The organism is Nonomuraea fastidiosa (assembly GCF_042751225.1).
GTDB classification, from domain to species: domain Bacteria; phylum Actinomycetota; class Actinomycetes; order Streptosporangiales; family Streptosporangiaceae; genus Nonomuraea; species Nonomuraea fastidiosa.
On record NZ_CP170570.1, the window covers coordinates 7,549,377 to 7,569,605 of the forward strand.

14 protein-coding genes are annotated in these 20,229 nt (G+C 71.8%); 6 read left to right on the forward strand and 8 right to left on the reverse strand.

The genetic code is table 11. The annotated features are described in order from the left end of the window. Positions 1-121 precede the first annotated feature (121 nt). The 3 genes from ACFMQL_RS34690 (at position 122) to ACFMQL_RS34700 (ending at position 1,513) form a co-directional block, all read left to right on the forward strand. The gene (locus tag ACFMQL_RS34690) at positions 122-664 is read left to right on the forward strand and encodes a hypothetical protein (RefSeq protein ID WP_378789003.1); all 543 of its coding nucleotides are present in this window, start codon (positions 122-124) and stop codon (positions 662-664) included. Positions 665-756: 92 nt separating this feature from the next. After that, entirely contained in the window at positions 757-1,317 is a 561-nt protein-coding gene (locus tag ACFMQL_RS34695; RefSeq protein ID WP_378789005.1) for a hypothetical protein, read from the forward strand. Between the two features lie 43 nt (positions 1,318-1,360). Further along, a complete protein-coding gene (locus tag ACFMQL_RS34700; protein WP_364057388.1) occupies positions 1,361-1,513 on the forward strand; it encodes a LuxR C-terminal-related transcriptional regulator in 153 nt (50 codons plus the stop codon). Between the two features lie 105 nt (positions 1,514-1,618). Here ACFMQL_RS34700 and ACFMQL_RS34705 read toward each other — a convergent pair whose 3' ends face one another. The 3 genes from ACFMQL_RS34705 to ACFMQL_RS34715 all read right to left on the reverse strand — a co-directional run bounded on the left by ACFMQL_RS34705 (position 1,619) and on the right by ACFMQL_RS34715 (position 5,531). Beyond that, positions 1,619-3,070, reverse strand: coding sequence for a hypothetical protein (locus ACFMQL_RS34705; RefSeq protein ID WP_378789007.1), 1,452 nt, complete (start codon positions 3,068-3,070; stop codon positions 1,619-1,621). Positions 3,071-3,157: 87 nt separating this feature from the next. Then, positions 3,158-3,580 carry a VOC family protein gene (locus tag ACFMQL_RS34710; protein ID WP_364051034.1) on the reverse strand — a complete coding sequence of 141 codons (423 nt, stop codon included), beginning with the start codon at positions 3,578-3,580 and terminating at the stop codon, positions 3,158-3,160. A gap of 1,363 nt (positions 3,581-4,943) precedes the next feature. Next, positions 4,944-5,531 (reverse strand): uroporphyrinogen decarboxylase family protein, encoded by a 588-nt coding sequence (locus ACFMQL_RS34715; RefSeq protein ID WP_378789009.1) that lies wholly within the window; start codon positions 5,529-5,531, stop codon positions 4,944-4,946. Positions 5,532-6,255: 724 nt separating this feature from the next. Between ACFMQL_RS34715 and ACFMQL_RS34720 the strand changes: the two genes are divergently transcribed. Next, complete coding sequence (locus ACFMQL_RS34720) at positions 6,256-6,483, forward strand: hypothetical protein (RefSeq protein ID WP_364051028.1); 228 nt, start codon at positions 6,256-6,258, stop codon at positions 6,481-6,483. A 483-nt stretch (positions 6,484-6,966) separates the two neighbouring features. Here ACFMQL_RS34720 and ACFMQL_RS34725 read toward each other — a convergent pair whose 3' ends face one another. Further along, the gene (locus ACFMQL_RS34725) at positions 6,967-8,049 is read right to left on the reverse strand and encodes a LysR family transcriptional regulator (protein ID WP_378789011.1); all 1,083 of its coding nucleotides are present in this window, start codon (positions 8,047-8,049) and stop codon (positions 6,967-6,969) included. Between the two features lie 18 nt (positions 8,050-8,067). Between ACFMQL_RS34725 and dnaE the strand changes: the two genes are divergently transcribed. Together dnaE and ACFMQL_RS34735 are read left to right on the forward strand one after the other, a co-directional pair. After that, entirely contained in the window at positions 8,068-11,580 is a 3,513-nt protein-coding gene (gene dnaE, locus ACFMQL_RS34730; protein WP_378790243.1) for a DNA polymerase III subunit alpha, read from the forward strand. Positions 11,581-11,625: 45 nt separating this feature from the next. Beyond that, positions 11,626-13,719, forward strand: a complete 2,094-nt coding sequence (locus ACFMQL_RS34735) for a prolyl oligopeptidase family serine peptidase (protein ID WP_378789013.1) — start codon at positions 11,626-11,628, stop codon at positions 13,717-13,719. 12 nt (positions 13,720-13,731) lie between these two features. On the opposite strand, the gene ACFMQL_RS34740 is transcribed toward ACFMQL_RS34735, so the two are convergent. The 4 genes from ACFMQL_RS34740 to ACFMQL_RS34755 form a co-directional block, all read right to left on the reverse strand. Continuing rightward, a complete protein-coding gene (locus ACFMQL_RS34740; RefSeq protein ID WP_378789015.1) occupies positions 13,732-15,036 on the reverse strand; it encodes an MMPL family transporter in 1,305 nt (434 codons plus the stop codon). A gap of 344 nt (positions 15,037-15,380) precedes the next feature. Next, the gene (locus ACFMQL_RS34745; RefSeq protein ID WP_364051016.1) at positions 15,381-16,505 is read right to left on the reverse strand and encodes a thiopeptide maturation pyridine synthase; all 1,125 of its coding nucleotides are present in this window, start codon (positions 16,503-16,505) and stop codon (positions 15,381-15,383) included. Next, positions 16,493-17,581 (reverse strand): lantibiotic dehydratase C-terminal domain-containing protein, encoded by a 1,089-nt coding sequence (locus ACFMQL_RS34750; protein ID WP_364051013.1) that lies wholly within the window; start codon positions 17,579-17,581, stop codon positions 16,493-16,495. The genes ACFMQL_RS34745 and ACFMQL_RS34750 overlap by 13 nt, the downstream gene beginning before the upstream one ends. Beyond that, on the reverse strand, positions 17,578-20,181 hold the full coding sequence (locus ACFMQL_RS34755) for a lantibiotic dehydratase (RefSeq protein WP_378789018.1): 2,604 nt from the start codon (positions 20,179-20,181) through the stop codon (positions 17,578-17,580). Before ACFMQL_RS34755 ends, ACFMQL_RS34750 begins: the two co-directional genes overlap by 4 nt. Positions 20,182-20,229 lie beyond the last annotated feature (48 nt).

Genomic DNA, 20,229 nt, shown 5'->3' on the forward strand with positions numbered 1-20,229 from the left:
GTGTAGTGCGTACGGCGAACGGAGCACCGCGAAGTGACGATCAACGGACGATGTGCTCCTGGTGCCGCCGGGCCTAGCGTCTCCCACCGAGATGATCGAAGCCCGACAGAGGGGAATCGTGATGAGCAAGAGTGTGCTGGCCGCGATCGCCGGGCTCGGCCTGACGGCCGGGCTGCTCGCCGCAGCGAGCACGCCGGCCGGCGCCCAAGCAGCGCAGGCGGGCCAGGCAGCGCAGGCGGGTCATGCAGCCCAAGTAGCGCAGGCGGGCAAGACGGCCCAGGCAACCCAGGCGGGCCAGGCAGCGCAGGCGAGCCAAGTAGCCCAGACAGCCCAGACCGGCCAGGCGAGTACGGTGAGCGAGGCGGCCGCGCCGAAGAAGCAGCAGCGGCCGCCGAAGGGCGCCAGGGCGGTGGTGCAGGTCAGCCCCAACCCCACCACCAAGCGCGGCCAGGAGGTGACGATCACCGGGCACTGCGGCGGCGGCAAGGACACACCGGCCTCGCCGCCGCAATCGACGAAGACCGGGCCCACGCCGTTACCGATCCTGGGGTCGAGGGCCGCCTTGGCCACGAACCCCTTCGGGTCGTCCTTGACGATGCGGATGTTCCGCAGCACCGGGTTGTTCCTGTCCAGCCCGGCGAGCACGGCCTTGAGCCCCTCGTGATGGCGAGCCGGAAGGCGGTGGTGCCAGGACTACCCCCGGCACTCGCCCGTCCACCAGTGTGCGCTCCGGCCTGCGGCGCTTGGATCGTTGCCGTGACGACGAACGAGAGTTTCCCCGGCCGATGGATCGAAGGCGCCGGGCTGGTCCTGGGGCCGTTGCTGGTGATGAGCGGCGTACTGAGGATCGCCACCACGCACCCGCGCCTCGCCCAATGGGGCCTGGCCCTCACCCTGGCCGGCCTGTACGCCCGCACCTTCCACGCCGGCATCGTCCACCTGGCCTTCCAGTTGGTGCACGTCCAGGGCTTGAGCGCGGCGCGGCAGGCGATCACCGCGCAGTACGGCTCGTTCCACATCTTCCAGACGATCAACCTGGCCACGATGGCCGGCTGGATCGTGCTCGCGGCCGGCGCGTGGCGCGCGGGCGTGCTCGGGCCAGCGCAGTCGGCGGGCTTGGCACTGATGGCGGCGATGCCGCTCGGGGTGCTCAAGGGCACCGGCGTGACATCGATCGTCGCCGCAGCCGGACTGTGCGTCGCCCTCGTCCCGCTCGGCGTCAAGGTCGTGTCGCAGGGACCGGCGCCCAGGTGGTGGACGTATCCCCTGGCCGCCGCCGTCACGACCACCTCCGTCCTGATCAGCCTCCTGGGCTAGACGGGCCGCTATGTGAAGCCGCCCCGCCCCGGCCGTCGCCGACATCGCGCAGCGCCTGCACATCGGCGCCGCGACCGTCAAGACGCACATCAGCAGGCTGCTCACCAAGCCCGACGCCGAGACCCGGGTCCACCTGGTGATCCAGGCGTACGAGTCGGGGCTGATCATGCCGGGCAGGTCGAGCAGCGCGTCGTGAGCTACGCAGCGCGTTGGGCGGCGGCCATGACGCCGTGCATGGCCCTACTCTGACGGGCACGGCCCCGCCATGAACACGGGAGCCCAATCGACGACCACGACTTCGCTATGAGGATCGCAGCTCCGCTGCCACCGCGCGTTCCCGCAGTTGCGCCGCCTCGCTCCGCACCGCCTCAAGCTCGGCCCGCAGATCCTCAAGCCGCACCCGCTCCAACCGCAGCTCCGCCTGCGCCTGGTCGCGTTCCTTGGCCGCCGCGTCGGCGCGGGACCGCTCGCGCGCGGTCGCCTTGCGCTCGCGTGCCAGCTCCGCCGCGCTCTCCTCCTCCAACGCGGCGAGCCGCTCGGCCAGGCGTTCGGACTCGGCCGTGGCCCGCGCGGCGTCCTTCAGCGCCACCGCCCGGTCCCGCTCGGCCTCGGCGGCGGTGCGCTCGGCAGTGACGGCCCGTTCGACGGCACGCTCGCGTTCCTGAGCCGCCACCTCCTCCCGGGCCTTCGCGCCGGCGGCCGCACGCTCGGCACGCTCGCGCTCCCGTACGGCCGCCGCCGCCTCCTCCCGCGCCCGGTCGCGCTCCTCACGAGCCAGTGCGGCGTCCTCCTTGGCCCGTACGACCTGCGCCTGTGCCTCCTCCTTGGCCCGCTTGACCTGGGCGTCGGCTGCTTCCTGCGCCTGCGCGACCTGCGTTTCGGCCTCCTGCCGCGCCAGCAGGATCTCCGCCTGCGCTTCCTCCCGGATCCGCTCGATCTCGGCCTGCGCCCGCTCCTCCGCTGCGGCGACCTCGGCCCGGGCGCGTTCCTGGGCCTCGGCGGTCTGGGCCTGCGCTTCGGCGATCTTCCGGTTGGCCAGCTCGACCCGTTCCGCCAGCTCTTGAACGGCCTGGTCCCGGGCCAGCGCGTTCAGCTCCGCTTCCCGTAGCGCCTCCTTGGCGCGCCGTTCGGCCAGCTCGGCCCGCCGCTTGGCCTCCTCGGCCGCCTGGAGCGCCTGGCGTTCGGTGCTTGCCGCCTCCCGCAGGGCCGCCAGCGCCTGTTCGCGTGCCCGCTCGGCATCGCCCAGCGCGGTCTCCCGCTCGATCTCGGCCTCCTCGAGCCGCTTGCGCATCTCCGCCGTCTGCCGCCGGGCGTGCTCGGCCGCCTCGCGTGCCAGGCGTACCTGCTCGAACGCCTGCTCCCGCTCCGTACGTGCGATCGCCACCCGCGTGTGCGCCTCAGCCTGCACGGCGCTGATCTTGGCCTCGACCCCGGCCGGGCTCAGCTCCTCGGCCAGGGCCTTCGCCAGCGGCTCGATCGCCGCCGCCAGCCCGGCCTCCATGCGCTCGTACAGCTGCTCGGCCCTGGCCAGCGCCCCCTCAAGCCCAGGGGTGGCGCGCCGCAGCTCGCGTTCCCGCTTGGCCGCCGCCTGGCAGTCCTTCTCCGGGCAGTACGACTTCGGCCGCCCTCTCCCCCGCCGCTGCTCGATCGGCGACCCACAGTGCTTGCACGGCGTCACCAGGACGTCTTTCTTGGCCTGCCGGGCGGCGGCCTCACGGATCAGCGGTTCGCCGTTGGTGTCGGGGAAGGTCACTGGTCTCGCTCTCTCACTTCAACTGGCAGTTCTTCGGGGAACGGGACGACGGCAGAGGCGCCACTAGAAGACCCCTCGATCGGAGCGCTAGCAGTCGCCATGATCACCATCCGCGGGCTTCTCCGGCTGCTGCAACACGCAGAACTCGTTGCCGTCGGGGTCGGCGAGCACGTACCAGGTCCAGCCGTCCTCCTCGATGGGATCGTCGGTGACGCGCCGCGCCCCCAGGGCCACCAGTCTGGCGACTTCCGCCTCCAGGTCAGGTACGCGCAGATCCAGATGCAGCCGGTTCTTGGTCGTCTTCGGCTCCGGAACCCGCTGCAGAAGCAGCTCAATGCCGTTCCCGTCAGGCGGTTGCAGCGCCCGATAGCGCTCGCTCGAGCTCGGCTCGGTGGTGTAGCCGAGGACCCCGCACCAGAACGCCGCGGACCGATCGAGGTCGGCGCAGTCCAGGACCATCACCAGGGCGACATCCTCCCGCCCACCGAAACGCGTCGGTCCACCCGTCATAGCCTCACCCTCCACTGGTGTCGAACCCGAATGCGTACTGCCATGGAAGGGCCGGGAAAGGCCGGCTTGCCCGCAGCACCGCCGGCAGAGCGACCGGAACTGTGCGCCGTGGGGCGGTGCAGGTAGTGGCTTGCACGCTCGTACGCCGTACGGCGAGACCCCGGCCGCAACCGCACGGTCCACGGCCTCCTGCTTCCGACGGCGTCCGCGCCGAGGGAAGGCATGGAGCCAACACGCGGCATGAAGCCAGCGCACGGCAGGGAGGCAGCACGCGGAACGGTGTGCGAGACCGCGCGCGGGACGAAGCCGGCACGCGACACGGAGCCAGCGCGCGGAACGGTGCGCGAGACCGCGCGCGGGACGCCGGCACGCGGCAGGGAGCCAGCGCGCGGGACGGCGCGCGGGACGCTGCACTGACCACCACGCGCGAGCGTGCCTGAGACGGCGTCCGGACCGCGCCGATCCACCCGGCCGCAGCGCCGGCTCCCGGCAGACGACCGTAGGTGCGGCGCGAGAGCCGGCGCCGAGCCGCCGCCTCGCCCTCCACGCAGTCGACGTACCGGCCACTCCTGCCGCCAGGGCACGTGGCAGTGGGCAGCCACACTTCGCTCGGTCGCACCGAGGAACGGGGATTTCGGCCCCTCATCTGGCACCGCCACCGCTGAGGTGACGGTGATGTGCGCTGCCGACGGGAGGCGCGCGGCGCGGACCGCTGGCCCCTCCAGCCGAGCACACACAGTCACGGAGCCCATCTCCAGAGTCACGCGGACAGCTTACCATTTTCTATTTTCTAGAAATTCAAATTCAGAAAATCAGATCCGTTGCGCGATCGGAGCTGTGAAGCTACTTGTGAGAAGGCAGAATTCCCGCAAGTAGCTGTCAGCGAGAACCTCTTTGCCGAACGTCACAAGCCCCAAGACGTGACCGAGCACGCCCCTTGCCGCGCGTCCCAGGCGACAGGGGTGCTCAGCGCTGGCTGTGGGGCGCGGCTCGGCGCCGGCTGTCGGGCCGTACGTACGGCACTCCGCACGTACGGACCGTGCCTCGCCCTTCAAGCAGAGACATACCGGGCACTCTCCTGTCGCCAGGACGCCGTGGCAGTGGGCAGGCACACTTCGCTCGGTCGCGCCGAGGAACGGGAAATCGACCCCTTGTCTGACACCCCTCCGCTGAGGTGACGGCGGGTGGAGTCAGAGGCGGTCCCGCCCACCGAGATCGGCGTGTCCGAGGGGCGTCCATGCCAGGGCAGGGCTGACACCTGCGAGCGGGACGGCATGATTCTGGCGGCGCACCAGATGGGGCGGTCATCCGACGGGTCGGGCGGTCGTCCGACTGAGGGGCGGCCGGTATCGCGTTCGCGACCTCAGGGGACGGCGCCGGCGCGACACCAGGGTGCCCCGAAGCGACCACCGAGCGGCCATTGCCAGTCAACCTCGGCGGCAGGAGGGCCGTCGGCGGCCTCGCCGCGCCGCAACACCTCACGGACCTTGCGCTCGACGGCCTCCCATAGCGCGAGGAGGACGGCGGGGTCGAGGTTGCCCTGCACCGCCCTGCCGGGGCGCCTACGCTGGGGACCACCGGCGTGAACCTCATGGGCGAGCTTGATGGCGTGGGCATGGTGCAGTGGACGGGTGTCGCTCTCGACGCATGCGGCCGTGCAGTACGTCAGCGGTGGGGGTGTCAGACGAGGCGCCGAGTTCCCTCTCCTCGCACGTCGCCTGCATGGACGGCGAAGCGACAGCTCGGCGCCGGCTCTCGCGCCGCACCTGCGGTCGTCTGCCGGGAGCCGGTGCCGCGGCCAGGCGGATCGGCCGCCGACGGTGCGGCGTCGTAGGATCGCGCACCGCTTGCCGTACGACAGTGGCCTGGTTGCTGCTGATCGGCGATGGTTCGGCGAGTTCGGACAAGTAGGCGCTGATAGTCGTACGGGAGCGCTTCTAGCCGGTGACAAGGCCAGTGAGTGTCGCGGTCGGCTCGCCCGAGGTGGAGCTGAAGGCCGAAGGCGCAGGCTCTTTCAGACGTCTGCTTCACCCGTAGTGGCCGGCCGCTCTGATCTCGCGGCGCCGACTGGCAGGGGTGTAAGGCCCTTCAAGTCGGCGATTCGGCCGTCGTAGTGAGCGGCGAACCGCCCATGGAAGGCGTGCGGGGAGACGCTGACGTTGGCCAGGTCGGTGCGAGATTCGTCAGGTACTGGATTGAACGGCATCGCAAGTCGCGGTTGCGATGCCGTACGAAGTGATCTCTCGGCAGGTGTCGGTGCCGGATCGCTGAACCCGGCTGGTAATGCCCTGTGATGTGGCCTCAACAGGAGCGACCCAATCGGTCAGGAATCGAGAAGCGCCTGGTCCTGGGCCGCACCTAGCGTGATCTGTCGTGGAGCGCAACGCGTAGGTGGCGGCCGCCCGCCGGCCATCGTCATGATCACCGTGGTGATGTGCTCGGCTGCGTAACGACCGATGAGTGCCGGGCAATGTCCCCGTATACGGCTCATCGCGACGACACCGAGCATCGGCTGACCCACCACAAAGACGTCTGGGTGAGCCGGGCCGTGGCGGAGGATCTGCGCGCTGCATCCATTGCCGCTGCCCTGCGGTCAGCGATGTCCGCAAGCGGCTGAACGTCCCACCCGGCAGGTCGCCCTGGCCGGGGTCGCCCGTCTCTCAGAGGAGGTCTCAATGACCGGGGACAAGTGGGTTCGGCAGACTCACCGCTGGCTGTCCATTTTCTTCACGGTGACCGTCCTGGTCGCTCTCGTCGCCGTGCTCCAGGAGGAGCCTCCCGAGTGGGTGTTCTACCTGCCGCTGCTCCCACTCGTCTTGCAGATGTTCACTGGCCTGTTCTTGTTCGTGTCACCGTACGTCGCCAGACGGCGCCGTGTGCAGCGCACCGCCCGGGAGGCATGACCCCGGACGAGGAGACGGCGGGACCGGCCGCCGGGCCGGTCTCCTCCATGCGATCAAGCGCGATCCTGCTGTTCACGGGCGGAGAAGGTCGTGCGCAGGCGGAGACGTTCCGCCACGACCGGGCGGCTGCGGGGCTTGTTCGACTCGTCCTGCGCGATGCTGTTCGGTACCGCGTGGGAGACCGTCCCGATCGCGGCCCGGCGGTTCACCGCGCTGGTCGGCGGGCCTCCGGTCGTCTACCTGGCGAACCGCCGATGGCCTGTCTCGCGAGCCGGAGCATCGCCCTGGCCGCCGACCTGCTGCGCGAAACCGATCTACGGAGGAGACGATCGCGAGGACGGTCGGCTATGCCAACGCCTTCGCGCTCCGCGTGGCGTTCAGGCGGCTGCGTGGCATCCGGCCCAGCGGCCCCAGCGACCGAAACCGCCTGACCACGCCGGCCCTCTTGTGGCGATGGCTGCCCCCGGCCCCCGAAGGCTGCCCTCAGGCGGCGAAGGCGGGGCGGTCGGGGGCCGGGAGCCATTGGCGGGCCGGGTCGAAGGGGCGGAATCGGCTCTCGACGAAGCGGATGAGCCGGTCCAGCACCGGGTGGTGGTTCTGCCGGTGGTGCAGCAGCGAGCACGGATAGACGGGCGAGGGTTCGACGAGCGGGATCTGCACGATGTGGGGATGCCATGGCAGCCGCAGCCCTTCGCCGCCGAACCCGATGTGCTCGCCGGCGGCGATCCGCTCCACGAAATGGTCCCAGCCGAAGTCGGGGCCCGAGGTGTCGATGCGGATGTCGAACGTGCTGCCCAGATGGTCGTAGTAGTCGGCCCATTCGCTGCCGGGGGTGTTGCCGGGCATCCAGACGGTCGATCCGGACAGGCGTTCCATCTCGACCTGCGCAAGGCCGGCGAGGGGGTGGTCGCGGCCGACAAGGAGGTGCACCGGGCCCAGGTCGGCGGGGATGTGGCGGAGCTCCTCGTTCAGCTCGCCGGTGACGCGGCAGAAGAAGGCGTCGGCGGTTCCGCGGGTGAGTGCGGTCTGCGCCGATCTGAGCCCGTTCGAGGTGAGGATCTCAATGTCGATGTCCTCGGCCGTCCGGCGGAAGGCCTGGAGCAGGTCCACGGTACGTAGCCGGGTGTCCAGAACGTCGACCCGGAGCGCGCGCGACCGGGAACGCAGCAGGTCGACCGCCTGATCGGCGAGGCCGACGAGGGAGCGCGCGTGCTGCAGGAACGCCCTGCCGTCCCCGGTGAGCTCGGCCCCGCTGCGGGTGCGGAAGAACAGCCGGACGCCGAGATCGGACTCCAGCTTCGCGATGCGTTTGGAGATGGCCTGCTGGCTGATGCCCAGCCGGGTCGCGGCCTCGCTGAAGTACCGGTCCTCGGTAAGGGCCACGAAGGCCCTGACCGCGCCCAGGTCGAGATCCAGCGGCGCTCGTTGGACAACTTCTGGTTGTGGGTTATCGGTGTGTCGATTGTTGGACAACCACGCCTGCCCTCGGGTCGAATGCTCGGGTTCGCGGGCCGAGCCTACAACGAAAGGGTGTGGTCGTTCGTGGATTCGTTCGTGCACCTCCACGTGCACACCGAGTACAGCATGCTCGACGGCGCGGCCAAGGTCGGGATGCTGATGGAGGAGGTGGCACGGCTGGGGATGCCCGCCGTGGCGATGAGCGACCACGGCAACGTGCACGGGGCGTACGAGTTCTTCCAGACGGCGCGCAAGACGGGGGTCAAGCCGATCATCGGCATCGAGGCGTACGTCGCCCCCGCCTCCAGACACCACCGCAAGCCGGTGTACTTCAGCGACGACCTCTCGCTGCGCCGCTCGGACGACGACACCGGCGAGGGCGGTGACGTCTCAGGGCGCGGCCTGTACACGCACATGACGATGTGGGCGGCCGACGCGCAGGGCCTGCGCAATCTTTTCCGGCTGCAGTCCCGGGCCTGGCTCGAAGGCCATGTCCAGAAATATCCGCGCATGGATGATGAACTGCTCGCCGAGCACGGCCAGGGCATCATCGCCACGACCGGCTGCCCGTCCGGCGAGGTGCAGACCCGGCTCAGGCTCGGCCAGTACGACCAGGCAGTGGAGGCCGCCGCCCGCTACCGCGACATCTTCGGCCGGGACAACTACTTCCTTGAGCTGATGGACCACGGCCTGGCCATCGAGCGCCGGGTCCGCGACGACCTGCTCAGGCTCGGCAAGGAGCTCGATCTGCCGCCGCTGGCCACCAACGACTCCCACTACGTCACCGAGAGCCAGGCCCAGGCCCATGACGTGCTGCTGTGCGTCGGCACCGGCAAGCGGCTCGCCGACACCGACCGCTTCCGGTTCGGCGGGACCGGCTACTACGTCAAGCCCGCCGAGGAGATGCGCGCCCTGTGGGACGCGGAGGTGCCGGGCGCCTGCGACAACACGCTGCTGGTGGCCGAGCGGATCGGCGACTACGGGGAGGTGTTCGCGCATCGGGACCTGACGCCGCGCTTCCCCGTGCCGGAAGGGGAGACCGAGTCGAGCTGGCTGCGCAAGGAGACCCTGGAGGGGGCGCGCCGCCGCTACGGTGGCCGGCCGTCGCAGGAGGTGCTGGACCGCATCGACTACGAGCTGTCGGTCATCGACGCGATGGGCTTCCCCGGCTACTTCCTGGTGGTGGCCGACATCTGCAGGTACGCCCGCGAGCACGGCATCGGCCTGGGCCCCGGCCGCGGCTCGGCCACGGGGTCGATGGTCGCGTACTGCACGGGCATCACGCAGCTCGACCCGATCGAGCACAAGCTGATCTTCGAACGCTTCCTCAACCCCGAGCGCATCTCCATGCCGGACGTGGACCTCGACTTCGACGACCGCCGCAGGGACGAGGTCATCGAGTACGTCACCCGCAAGTACGGCGATGACCGGGTCTGCCAGATCGTCACGTTCGGCACCATCAAGGCCAAGGCCGCCATCAAGGACTCCTGCCGGGTGCTGGGCCTGCCGTACGCGCTGGGCGACCGCATCACGAAGGCCTTTCCCGCGGCGGACGGCGGCAAGGAGATCCCGCTCGCCGCCATCCACGACACCGGCCATCCCCGCTACGGCGAGGCGGCCGAGCTGCGTCAGATGTACGAGCAGGACCCCGACGTCAAGAAAGTGATCGACACCGCCACGGGCATCGAGGGGCTTACCCGCGGCACGGGTATCCACGCCGCCGGCGTGATCCTCTCCCGCGAGCCGCTCATCGACGTGATCCCCCTGGTCAAGCCGAAGGCGGACGGCCCGGTCATCACCGGGTTCCCCTTCACTCAGGCCGAGGACATGGGCCTGCTGAAGATGGACTTTCTGGGTCTGCGCAACCTCACCGTCATCGGCGACGCCATCGCGAAAGTCCGCGCCAACAGGGGCGTCGACATCGACATCCTGGACGTCCCGCTCGACGACGCGACGACGTACGAGATGCTGGCGCGCGGCGACACGCTCGGCGTGTTCCAGCTCGACAGCGCCGGCATGCGGGTGCTGCTGAAGCTGATGCGCCCGACCACGTTCACCGACATCGCCGCTGTGAACGCGCTCTACAGGCCCGGCCCGATGGAGATGAACGCCCACACCAACTACGCGCTGCGCAAGACCGGCAGGCAGCCGGTCGAGCCGATCCACCCCGAGCTGGAGGAGGCCCTTGAGCCCATACTCGGCGACACCTATCACCTGGTGGTCTTCCAGGAGCAGGTGATGGCGATCGCGCAGCGGCTCGCCGGCTATTCGCTCGGGGCCGCCGACATGCTGCGCAGGGCCATGGGCAAGAAGAAGAAAGAGGTCCTGGACGCCGAATGGGACCGTTTCTCGGCGGGCATGCGTGAGCGCGGCTTCTCCGAAGAGGCCGTCAAGGCGGTCTGGGACGTCCTCGTCCCGTTCAGCGGGTACGGCTTCAACAAGTCGCACACCGCCGGTTACGGCCTGGTCTCCTACTGGACGGCGTACCTCAAGGCCAACTACCCGGCCGAATACCTGGCCGCGCTGCTCACCTCGGTCGGCGACGACAAGGACAAGATGGCCGTCTACCTGTCGGACTGCCGGCGCCTGGGCATCAAGGTGCTGCCTCCCGACGTGAACGCGAGCCGGCTGGACTTCACCCCCGTCGGGTCCGAGATCCGCTTCGGCCTGGGCGCGGTGCGGAACATCGGAGCGGGCGTCGTCGAGGCGATCGTCGCCACCCGCGAGGCGCGCGGCGCCTACACCGACTTCAACGACTTCCTCGCCAAGGTCCCCGCGGTGGTCTGCAACAAGCGCGTCATCGAGTCGCTGGCCAAGGCCGGCGCGTTCGACAGCCTCGGCCACCACAGGAAGGCCCTGGTCGCCGTGCACGAAGCCGCGGTGGACGCGGTCATCGAGGTCAAGAGGAACGAGGCGCACGGCCAGGACTCGCTGTTCGGCGAGCCGGGACAGAGCAGCGCGTTCTCGGTCGCGATCCCCCAAGGCGAGCGGGACGGCGAGTGGGACAAGGCCACCCTGCTCGCCTACGAACGCGAGATGCTCGGCCTCTACGTCTCCGCCCACCCGCTCGACGGCGCGGAGAGCGTCCTGTCCGCCAACCGCGACACCACCATCGCCGACCTGCTCGCCTCGGGACGCCAGGACGGCACGACCCGGATCAGCGGCATCGTCTCCGGCCTGCAGCGCAAGGTCACCAAGCAGGGCAGCCCGTGGGCGATCGTCACTCTGGAGGACCACGACGCCTCCGTCGAGTGCCTCATCTTCCCCAAGACGTACGCGCTGTACGGCGAGCTGCTGGCCGAGGACCGCGTCATCTCCGTGCGGGGGCGGATCAACGTCCGCGACGACGTCATGACCGTGTACGGCGAGGAGATCGCGGTCCTGGACGTCTCCCAGGCGGGCGGCCATCCGCCGGTCGTGCTCTCGCTCCAGGAGGCACAGCTGAACCCGCGGGTCGTACGGGAGCTGAAGCAGATCCTCACCACGCATCCCGGCCGGACGCCCGTCCACGTGTGCCTGCACCGCCGGGGCGCCAGGAGCGTCCTGCTGGACCTCGTGCCCTACCAGGTCACCCCGGGGCCCGCGCTCTACAGCGACCTCAAGGCCCTGCTCGGCGCCGGCGTGCTCGGCGGCGGGTGACGCGCGGATCCGGCGGCTGACGGCGTCGCGGCCTAAGATCATGCGATGAGCGGCATCAGCAGCCCCCCGATCGCCCGCGTCGATGTGGTGCGCGACGTCCACCACGGCGTCACGATCGACGATCCCTACCGGTGGATGGAGGCAGACGGCGAGGAGTTCCACCACTGGCTCGACGGCCAGGCCGAACATGCCCGCGAGCGGCTGGACGCTATTCCGGGCCGGGAGGAGCTGCTGGGCCGGATACGCGAGCTCGGTGGCGCGCTTGCGCAGTGTTCGAGCTTCACACCGGTGGGCGACAGCGTCTTGTCTCTGGTACGCGAACCGGACGCCCGCGTGGCGGTGCTGACGGTGCGCGAGCCCGGCGGAACCACCAGGGTGCTGTTCGACCCGGACACCCTGCCCGGCGCGTCGCACCACGCCATCGACTGGTTCGTGCCCTCGCCCGACGGCCGCCTCATCGCCTGCGCCGTCTCCCCGTCCGGCTCGGAGGAGAGCACGATCCAGGTCATCGACGCCGGCACCGGAGCCGTCCTGGAGGCGATCCCGCCCACGACCCGCTTCGCGTTCCTGAGCTGGCTGGAGGACGGCCGGTCGTTCGTCTACCACCGCTTCATGCCCGCACCAGCGGGCGCCCCGCCGGAGGAGCGCCGCCTGGACAGCCGTTCGTTCCTGCACCGGCTGGGCACCGATCCGGCGCGGGACACGGTGGTGCTGGCGCGCGGGCTCAACCCCCACGTCGAGCTGACCCCGCAGGACCGGCCCTTCCTGGTGGTGCCGCCGCACGGGGAGTGGATGCTGGCGGTCGTCTCCCACAGCGCGCTCGGCCCCTGGACCGACGAGCAGCTGAGCGACTGCTCGCTGTACGTCGCGCCACGAGCCGGGCTCAGCGACCCCGCCACCTGCCCGTGGCGGAAGGTCGCGGACGTGGCGGACGGCGTGACCGCCTTCGCCATCGGACCGGACACCCTCTACCTGGTCTCCCAGCGGGACGCGCCGCGCTCCCGCGTGCTGGCCGTTCCGTTCGCCGCGCCGGATCGCGTCCGCGTGGTGGTGCCCGCGGGTGAGCGGGTGGTGGAGGCGGTGCGGGTCGTCGGCGACCGGCTGCTGGTGCGCGATCTCGACGGCGGTGTTCATCGGGTACGCCACGCGCCCCTGTCCGGCGGGGAGCCCGCCGACCTCCCGCTGCCGGTGGAGGGCGCCGTCTGGGAGTGGACCGTCCACCCGGAACGGCCCGAGGCCCTGCTGCTGATCGCCGGCTGGACGGACGCGCCCCGGCTCTACCGCTACGACGGAGAAGCCCTGGAGGACACCGGCCTCGCGCCCCGGTCACCGGTCGACTTCGGCGACGTGCAGGCCCGCGTCCTGCACGTGCCCGCCAGAGACGGCACGCCGATCCCGCTCACCGTCATCCACCGCAAGGACCTGGGGCTGAACGGCGACAACCCGGCCCTGCTCACCGGCTACGGCTCGCACGGCGTCCCCGACCTGCCGTGGTTCCGTCCCGAGATGCTCGCCTGGTACGAGCGCGGCGGTGTCTTCGCCATGGCGCACCTGCGCGGCGGCGGCGCGTACGGCCGGGAGTGGCACGAGGCCGGGCGCGGCCCGCGCAAGGAGACCACCATCACCGACTTCATCGACTGCGCCGAGCATCTCGTCGCGCTCGGCTACACCCGGCCGGGCAGGCTGGCGGGCGAGGGGGTCAGCGCGGGCGGCATCCCCGCCGGCGGCGCGCTGGTGCGCAGACCGGAGCTGTGGGCCGCCATGGTGCTGCAGGTGCCGGCGGTCAACGCCACGCGGATCGAGTTCAGCGAGAACGGCCCGATCAACGTGCCGGAGTACGGCAGCGTCGCCACCAAGGAGGGACTGCGCGGCCTGCTGATCGCCGACGCCTACCTCCGGGTCCGGGACGGCGTGCCCTATCCTGCGGTGCTGCTGACCACCGGGCGGCGCGACCCGCGGGTGCCTCCGTGGCAGCCGGCGAAACTGACCGCCCGCCTCCAGGCGGCCACGTCCTCCGGGCTGCCGGTGCTGCTGCGCGTGGAGGAGCACGGCGGTCACGGCTTCGGCGCGACCCGCGAACAGGAACATGCCCTGCTCGCGGATGTGCTGGCGTTCGTGTCGCACGCCTGCGAGCGATGAGAAGGCCGCCGTCTACTGCGGCGGTGCCGACGCCGGGCGGGTCCTGCCGCGGGGCCACCAGTTGAGCGGACCGGCCAGCCGCACCAGGCTCGGTACCAGCACCGCCCTGATCAGCGTGGCGTCCACCAGCACCACCACCGCCATGCCGACACCGAGCATCTGCACGAACGACACCGACGCGGTCCCGTAGGCGGCGAACGACAGCGCGAGGATGCCGCCCGCCGCGGTGATCAGCGGGGCGCCGTCCCGCAGACCGGACACCACCGCCCGCTCGGTGTCGCCGGTCCTGTCGTGCTCCTCTTTGATCCGCGAGAGCAGGAACACCTCGTAGTCCATGGAGAGCCCGTACGCGATGCAGAGCATGAGGATGGGGATGCTCGGGTCGAGCGATCCGGTCGGCGTGAACCCCAGCAGACCGGACAGGTTGCCCTGCTGGAAGATCCAGACCAGGGTGCCGAACATGACGCCGAGGCTCAGCACGGTCAGCAGCGTCGCCTTGACGGGCAGCAGGGCGCTGCGGGTCATGGCGAACAGCACGATCAGCGTGACGCCGAGCATCAGGGCCACCACCAGCGGCAGCCGGTCGATCACGGAGGCGCGGTAGTCGGCCAGCTCCGCCGGATAGCCGCCGACGAGAGTTCCGAACGGCGCCGGTACCGCGCGTACCGCATCGACCAGCTCGACCGGGTCTCCCGCGAGCGCCTCGGCGGACGGCACCACGGACACCCAGGTGCCCTCACCGCGGAACCGAGCCGGGTCGCCGTCGCCGGTCCGCTGCCCGCCGGTGAAGATCCCGGCGGCGGAGTCGACCTGGGTGACGCCGGGCACCCGGGAGAGGGCGGCCGCGTACGGCGCGACGTCCCCGTTGACGGGCCCCGCCGAGACGATCTGCACGGCGTCGGTCTCCTCGGCGGTGAAGGACTGCCTGATGATCTCCTGGGTCTGCCGGGGCGCGGCATCGACCGGCGGGATCCGGTCGTCGGCGACGCCGAACCGCAGGTCGAGGAAGGGCGCGGCGAGCAGGAGGAGCAGCACCGTCATCGCGCCGCCCGCGACGGCGAGCACGGCGGGCAGCACGATCACCGCCGTGACGACGCCGCCCGCGACCACGGCGATGCCCGCGTACGCGAACGAGCGCAGGAAGTCGAACGGCAGCGCGAAGAGCACGGCCAGCGAGGCCGCGACGGTCAGCCCGCTGAACAGGACGGCGCGCCCGGCGTGCTCGACCGCCCCGGCCACCGCCGCGCCCGCGCGCGTCTCCTCGCGGAAGCGGGCGATCATGAAGAGGCTGTAGTCGATGCCCGGCCCGAGCCCCATGGCCAGGGTCAGGTTGAGGGCGAAGGTGGAGATCGTGGTGTGCGAGAGCGGGATCCATGGTGGCGGGGCGTCCCCTGCTCCAGCAGGACTCCACCCCGGCCACGCCCTCGTGGCGCGCCACCCGCTCGGCCAGCGCGCGGCTGTCGGCGGCCACGTCGTCGTCGTCGACGGTGCCGGTCCCGGCCGTCACCAAGAAGATCATGTCGGGGCCGCCGGTGCCGAAGCGTGCGGCCGGCTCGGCCGCCGCCCGGTCGGACTCCGACCCGGGCGCCTCGAACCTCGCCGGCGACATCCGCTGTCCGGCCGGGCATCGTCCCGGCCGGACAGCGGTGTTTCCGCCCGGCTTACGTCGCGGCCGAGGTGAAGCGGCGCATCACGTCCAGGCCCGACAGGCCGTAGACGTCCTCCACCGCGTTGGCCAGCAAGTGGCAGGTTCTGAAGCGGTCGAGCGGGGTGAGCCCGAGCCGGGTCAGGTGCAGGTACGTGTAGTTGAGCAGCACCCGATACCGCCGGAACGCCGGGCTGGCGAAGATCGCCGCGTGGTAGGCCGGGCTGTCGAAGACGAGGCGCTGCAGCTCGCTAGGCTCACGCTGAGGTGCGGGCGGCTCGCCGGGCCGGGCCGTGAACGCCTGCCCCGGCTCCAGCACCGGCTGGACCAGGCGCCCGTCCTCCAGCATCTCCGCGATCACCGGCCGGTAGCGATCGAGCAGCGCCGCCCACTCCCGCACGAACGGCACCGGCGGCGCGCCGGGGTCGTCGAGGCAGGCGACGACGTCGCGGACGCGCCGCGTCAGCGCCTCGCGCCGCTCCTGGTACGCGCGGTCGAAGGACGCGCGGGCGGCGCCGGGGTCGGCCGCCCACGTGAGGTAGCCCTCGGCATGCATCCGGAACGACAGGTAGCTGCGGTCGATGCGCTGCGAGGTGTGCGCGATCGTCAGCATGAGGCTGAGCGCCAGCCCGGTCTTGCCGTCGTGCCCCGCGCGTACGTGCTCCAGCATGTCGAACAGCAGCGGGTCGGCGTCCACGTAGAACGCGGCCAGCAGCTCCGCCTCCTCGTCGGTGTTGAGGACGTGGCGGCGGGAGTCGTACGGCGCCTCGCGGATGGAGTTGTCCGGCGGCCAGGGCGTGAGCGGGCCGCGCTCCTGCTCGCGCATGGCGAGCAGGCGGTGCCTGGGCAGGCTCCCGGCCGGGTCGAGCGCGGCCGTGGAGGGGTGTTCGCGCAGGTACGCACCGATGACCTCGTCCACGCGCGGGCGCACCACCCGCTCCCAGACGGCGGGCGTCGCCTTGACGTTGATCCGCAGGTGCGGGCCCTGCCGCCAGTGACGCAGCACGTACGCCGCCTCGATGTCACCGCGCAGGCCGTCGAGCAGCGGGCGCACGGCGTCCAGCAGCAGGCCGTCCTTGTCGGGCGCGTGGTAGTAGACGTGGACGCAGTGCCAAGCGGGCGTGCTGGTCAGGGTGACCACCTCCGGGAGTCGGCGAGGGCGGCGACGGCGCGGCCCGCCAGGAACGTCGTGTGCTGCTCGGCTCCGGCACGCAGCCCCAGCCGGTTGTGGAACAGGTGCACGCAGCGCATCAGGATCAGCGCGACCGTGCGCCGGTCCGGCGGCGCGGCCACGGCGAGTGCCGCGTGCGGCGAGCCCGAGTCGATGGGGGTGCAGCGGCCCTCCGCGTGCAGCACGTCGAGCTCGTCGCGCAGGGCGCGCACCGACGAGGCCCATGCCGCCAGCAGGCCGCCTGCGGACTCCGGGTCGTGCCACAGCTTGCGGGTCTGGGCCACCAACGCCTTTTCGCGCCGCCGCCAGTCCTCCTCCATGGCCTCCGCCGACGGCGTGGCGCGACCGGCCGTAGCGGCCGGGTGCTCGTGAGAGGAAGCGGCCGGGGTGATCGGGTCCTCATCCGAGGAAGCCGACTGGCTGCGGGCGGCCGTGGCGAGGCGGTGGGCGGCGGACGGCAGGTCGGGCTCGCAGGCGGCGATCGCCATGGTCAGCGCGGCCAGCCCGATCGCCGTACGGCGGCCCATGTCGGTGCCGGCGCGCAGCACGTCGAGGGCGAGGCTGCTCGACACGGCGAAGTGCCGTTCCGCGGCGGCCACGCAGGCGGCGTCGCCGTACGCCTCGTACTCGGGCTGGTAGTCGATGAACGCCACCGTGCCCGGCGGGTGGAGCCGGTCGTCATAGTCGCTACGGCGCTCGCCCTTGGCCATGGCGGCGGCGAAGGCCCGGTAGGCGGCCGGGTCCACCTCGGGCGACGGATGGCCGGCGAAGTACGCCGCCGCCCGCTCGCGTACCAGGTCGCGGACGCGCTGGTGCCGCGCGGGGTCGGGCACTTCCAGGCGCAGCCGTACGTGCTGGCCTCCCTCCCAATACCGCAGGAAGAACGCGCGGCGGATCGTGCCGCCGGCCACCAGCTCCCGCGTCACCGGATCGACCACGCCGGTGATCAGCGGGTCGAGGTCGCCGAAGTGGAACAGGTGCGCGCTCACCCACCGGTTCTCGACGCGCTTGCCGGGGCCGCTCGGGTGCGGATGGACCGTGGTCATGACGCCGGCCTGGCGGAGAGCTGGACGACGTACTCGGTGACGCGGGCCTCGTCACCGTAGCGGGGCGCCTGGGACGGGTCGGGCAGGGCCTCTTCGAGCACCAGCAGCGCGCCGGGATCGCGCAGCGTGCGGATGAAGCCGGTCAGCAGCAGCAGGTCGGTGACGTCCACGTACATGGGCTTGCGATCCTTGCTGAGCAGCCCCGCCAGCAGGCCTTGACCCAGATCGACGACCCGGGCGAAGAAGCGGCGCGGCATCCCGTGCTCGGCCAGCCATCCGGCCAGCCGGGGCAGGTAGGCGGCCTCGCTCTCCCCCTTGGCCGGCACCGGGAACGCCCCGGCCCGCATCCGCCAGGCGGCCCGCGCGACCGTCACGCGCCCGACGTCCATGCGGGGCCAGCGCTCCACCGTGCCCTCGTCCGGCGGCTCGCTCCCGGTGCGGAACACCCAGCCGGGCACCATCGCCGTGGACGGCTCACCGAACACCCGGATCAGGAACTGTAGCCACGGCGGCAGCCAGTACTGGGCGGTCATGCCCAGGTGCACGGGCCTGACCGGGCGTCCCGCACCGTCGATCAGTGCCAGCCGGTCGTGTTCCCGGTCATAGGCGACGGTGAGCTCGGCCGGGGTGACCGCCGGGAGGTGCGCGTCCGGGGCGGTGAACGGGTGGTCGAGCGCGAGGTCGGCCGTGGCGGGCCGGACGTTGAGCCCGCCGCCGACGAGGCCACGGCACTCGGCCACCATGACGTCGCCCTGCGCGGCCCGCAGGTCCGCGACGGGTGGCGGCTCGCCGCCGGCCAGCGTGACCAGCCGGTGCAGACGGGACAGACCGCGCCCGTACCCGGCGGAGATCGAGTTGACGACGGCGCGCACGCCACCGGAGTCGGGCACCGCCTGCAGATAGCAGCAGATGGAGCCGGGCGGGCGGACGAAGCCCGGCCAGGTCTCCGCCAGGTCGGCCAGGCGGGCGGCGGTGAGATCCACCACCGGGACGCCGCTCGTCTCCTGAGTCGTGGGGCCCGCGCCGAGGCGCTCCCAGAAGCCGCGCCGCAGCTCGGTGAGGCGGGTCAGGCCGGGCGGCGGAGCGGCGTCCGGCAGGGCGCGCGTGCCCGCGACCGGGTCGCGCAGCATGCTGCGCAGCAGCTCGCCGCCCGCGCCCGGCGCGCCGCTGTGGATGTCGCGGTAGAGGGCCATGGCGTGCAGGCGGCTCGTGGTGCCGTACCGGTCCGCGAAGTACGCGGCGGCGGCGATCTTGACCGGCAGGTCGGGGTCGAACAGGCCGAGCAGCCCGCGCAGCGCGTTGAGATCGTCGCAGACGCCGCGCCAGGCGGTGGCGTTCAGCCGCCCGGCGACGCCGGGGATGACGGCGCTGTGCCAGAGCAGGTTCTTGTCGGGCAGGGACGGCCCCGGTGGCAGCACCTCGCGGAGCGCGGCCCGTACGGTCTCGGCGGTCCTCTCGTCGGACGGACGAGCTGCGCGCAGGGCTTCGGCGACGCGGGTCACGGCCAGCGTGTACGGTGCGGGATCGTCGGCCGCCAGCCACGACGCCAGCTCCCCCACCGGGTCTGAGCCTTGCTCGTCGTACGGCGGCACGTACTCCAGCAGCCCCGCCTCGGCCAGCGGCTCGATGCCGGGGGCGGCGGCGAGGGTGGCGTCGGACCGCTCGCGCACCCACTGGAGCGCCTGCCGCACCTGCGGGGTCGCGGGCACCGACGACAGCGGCTCGCCGTGCCCCGGGCTGAGGAACCAGATGCGCTCGCCGTCGTCGGCGGCGGACGGGTTGACTCGGAGCCTGGCCCGCCGGCGTACCCGCCGATTCCGGGTCAGCACCGCCCACAGCGGGCGCAGGACCGCCCGGTCGAGCTCGGCCATGAGCAGCCAGGACGGCTCGCCGTCCGTGGCCACGGCCGGCCCGTCCGTTTCCCACCGGCCCAGCCCGCTGAGCGTGAAGGTCGCATACGGGCTCGTCTTGACGCTCGCCCTCGCCAGGTAGCGGGCCAGCCGCAGCAGCTCCTGCCGCTGTGGCGGCCGGTCGGCGGGCCCGGCGAGCCAGGCTTCGAGTCGTTCCGCGAGTACGGCGCTGCCCTGGGCGAGGCTGTGACGGAACCCGGCGTCCGACACCGCCTCGCGCAGCACCGCCGTCTTCTCGCGCGTCTCCTCAGTGATGAGGTCCGGGAGCGCGGCGCGCAGCTCGTCGGCGCGCCGGCGCAGGGCCGTCCACGCGCCGACCCTGGCGGCCAGGCCCGCGGGCAGCGCGGCCAGCACCTCGGCGGACGCGGCCCGCCCGCTCGGGCGCCGCCCCGCGAACACCGCGCGGCGCAGCGCCACCAGCGCGGCACGCAGCGGGCCCGCAGCCGTGCCGCCGATCACCTCGTGCAGCGGATCGGACAGCTCAGCGCCCTCCCGCCGCAGCCGGGCGGTGACGTCCGTCAGCTCGTCCACCAGCCGCCACGTACGGGTGCACCGCATCCGGTCGAGCCCCGCCACCGGCAGCCCGGCGACACGGACGGCGACGACCGGCGACAGTGCATAATCGGGCTCAGCGAGCCTTGCAGGATCGACGTCCCCCGCGACGGGGACGGCGTGCGCTATCTGGGTCAATGAAACGCGCTCCTCGAACAGGTTCGTCAGGGGCCGAGGGCGCCCACG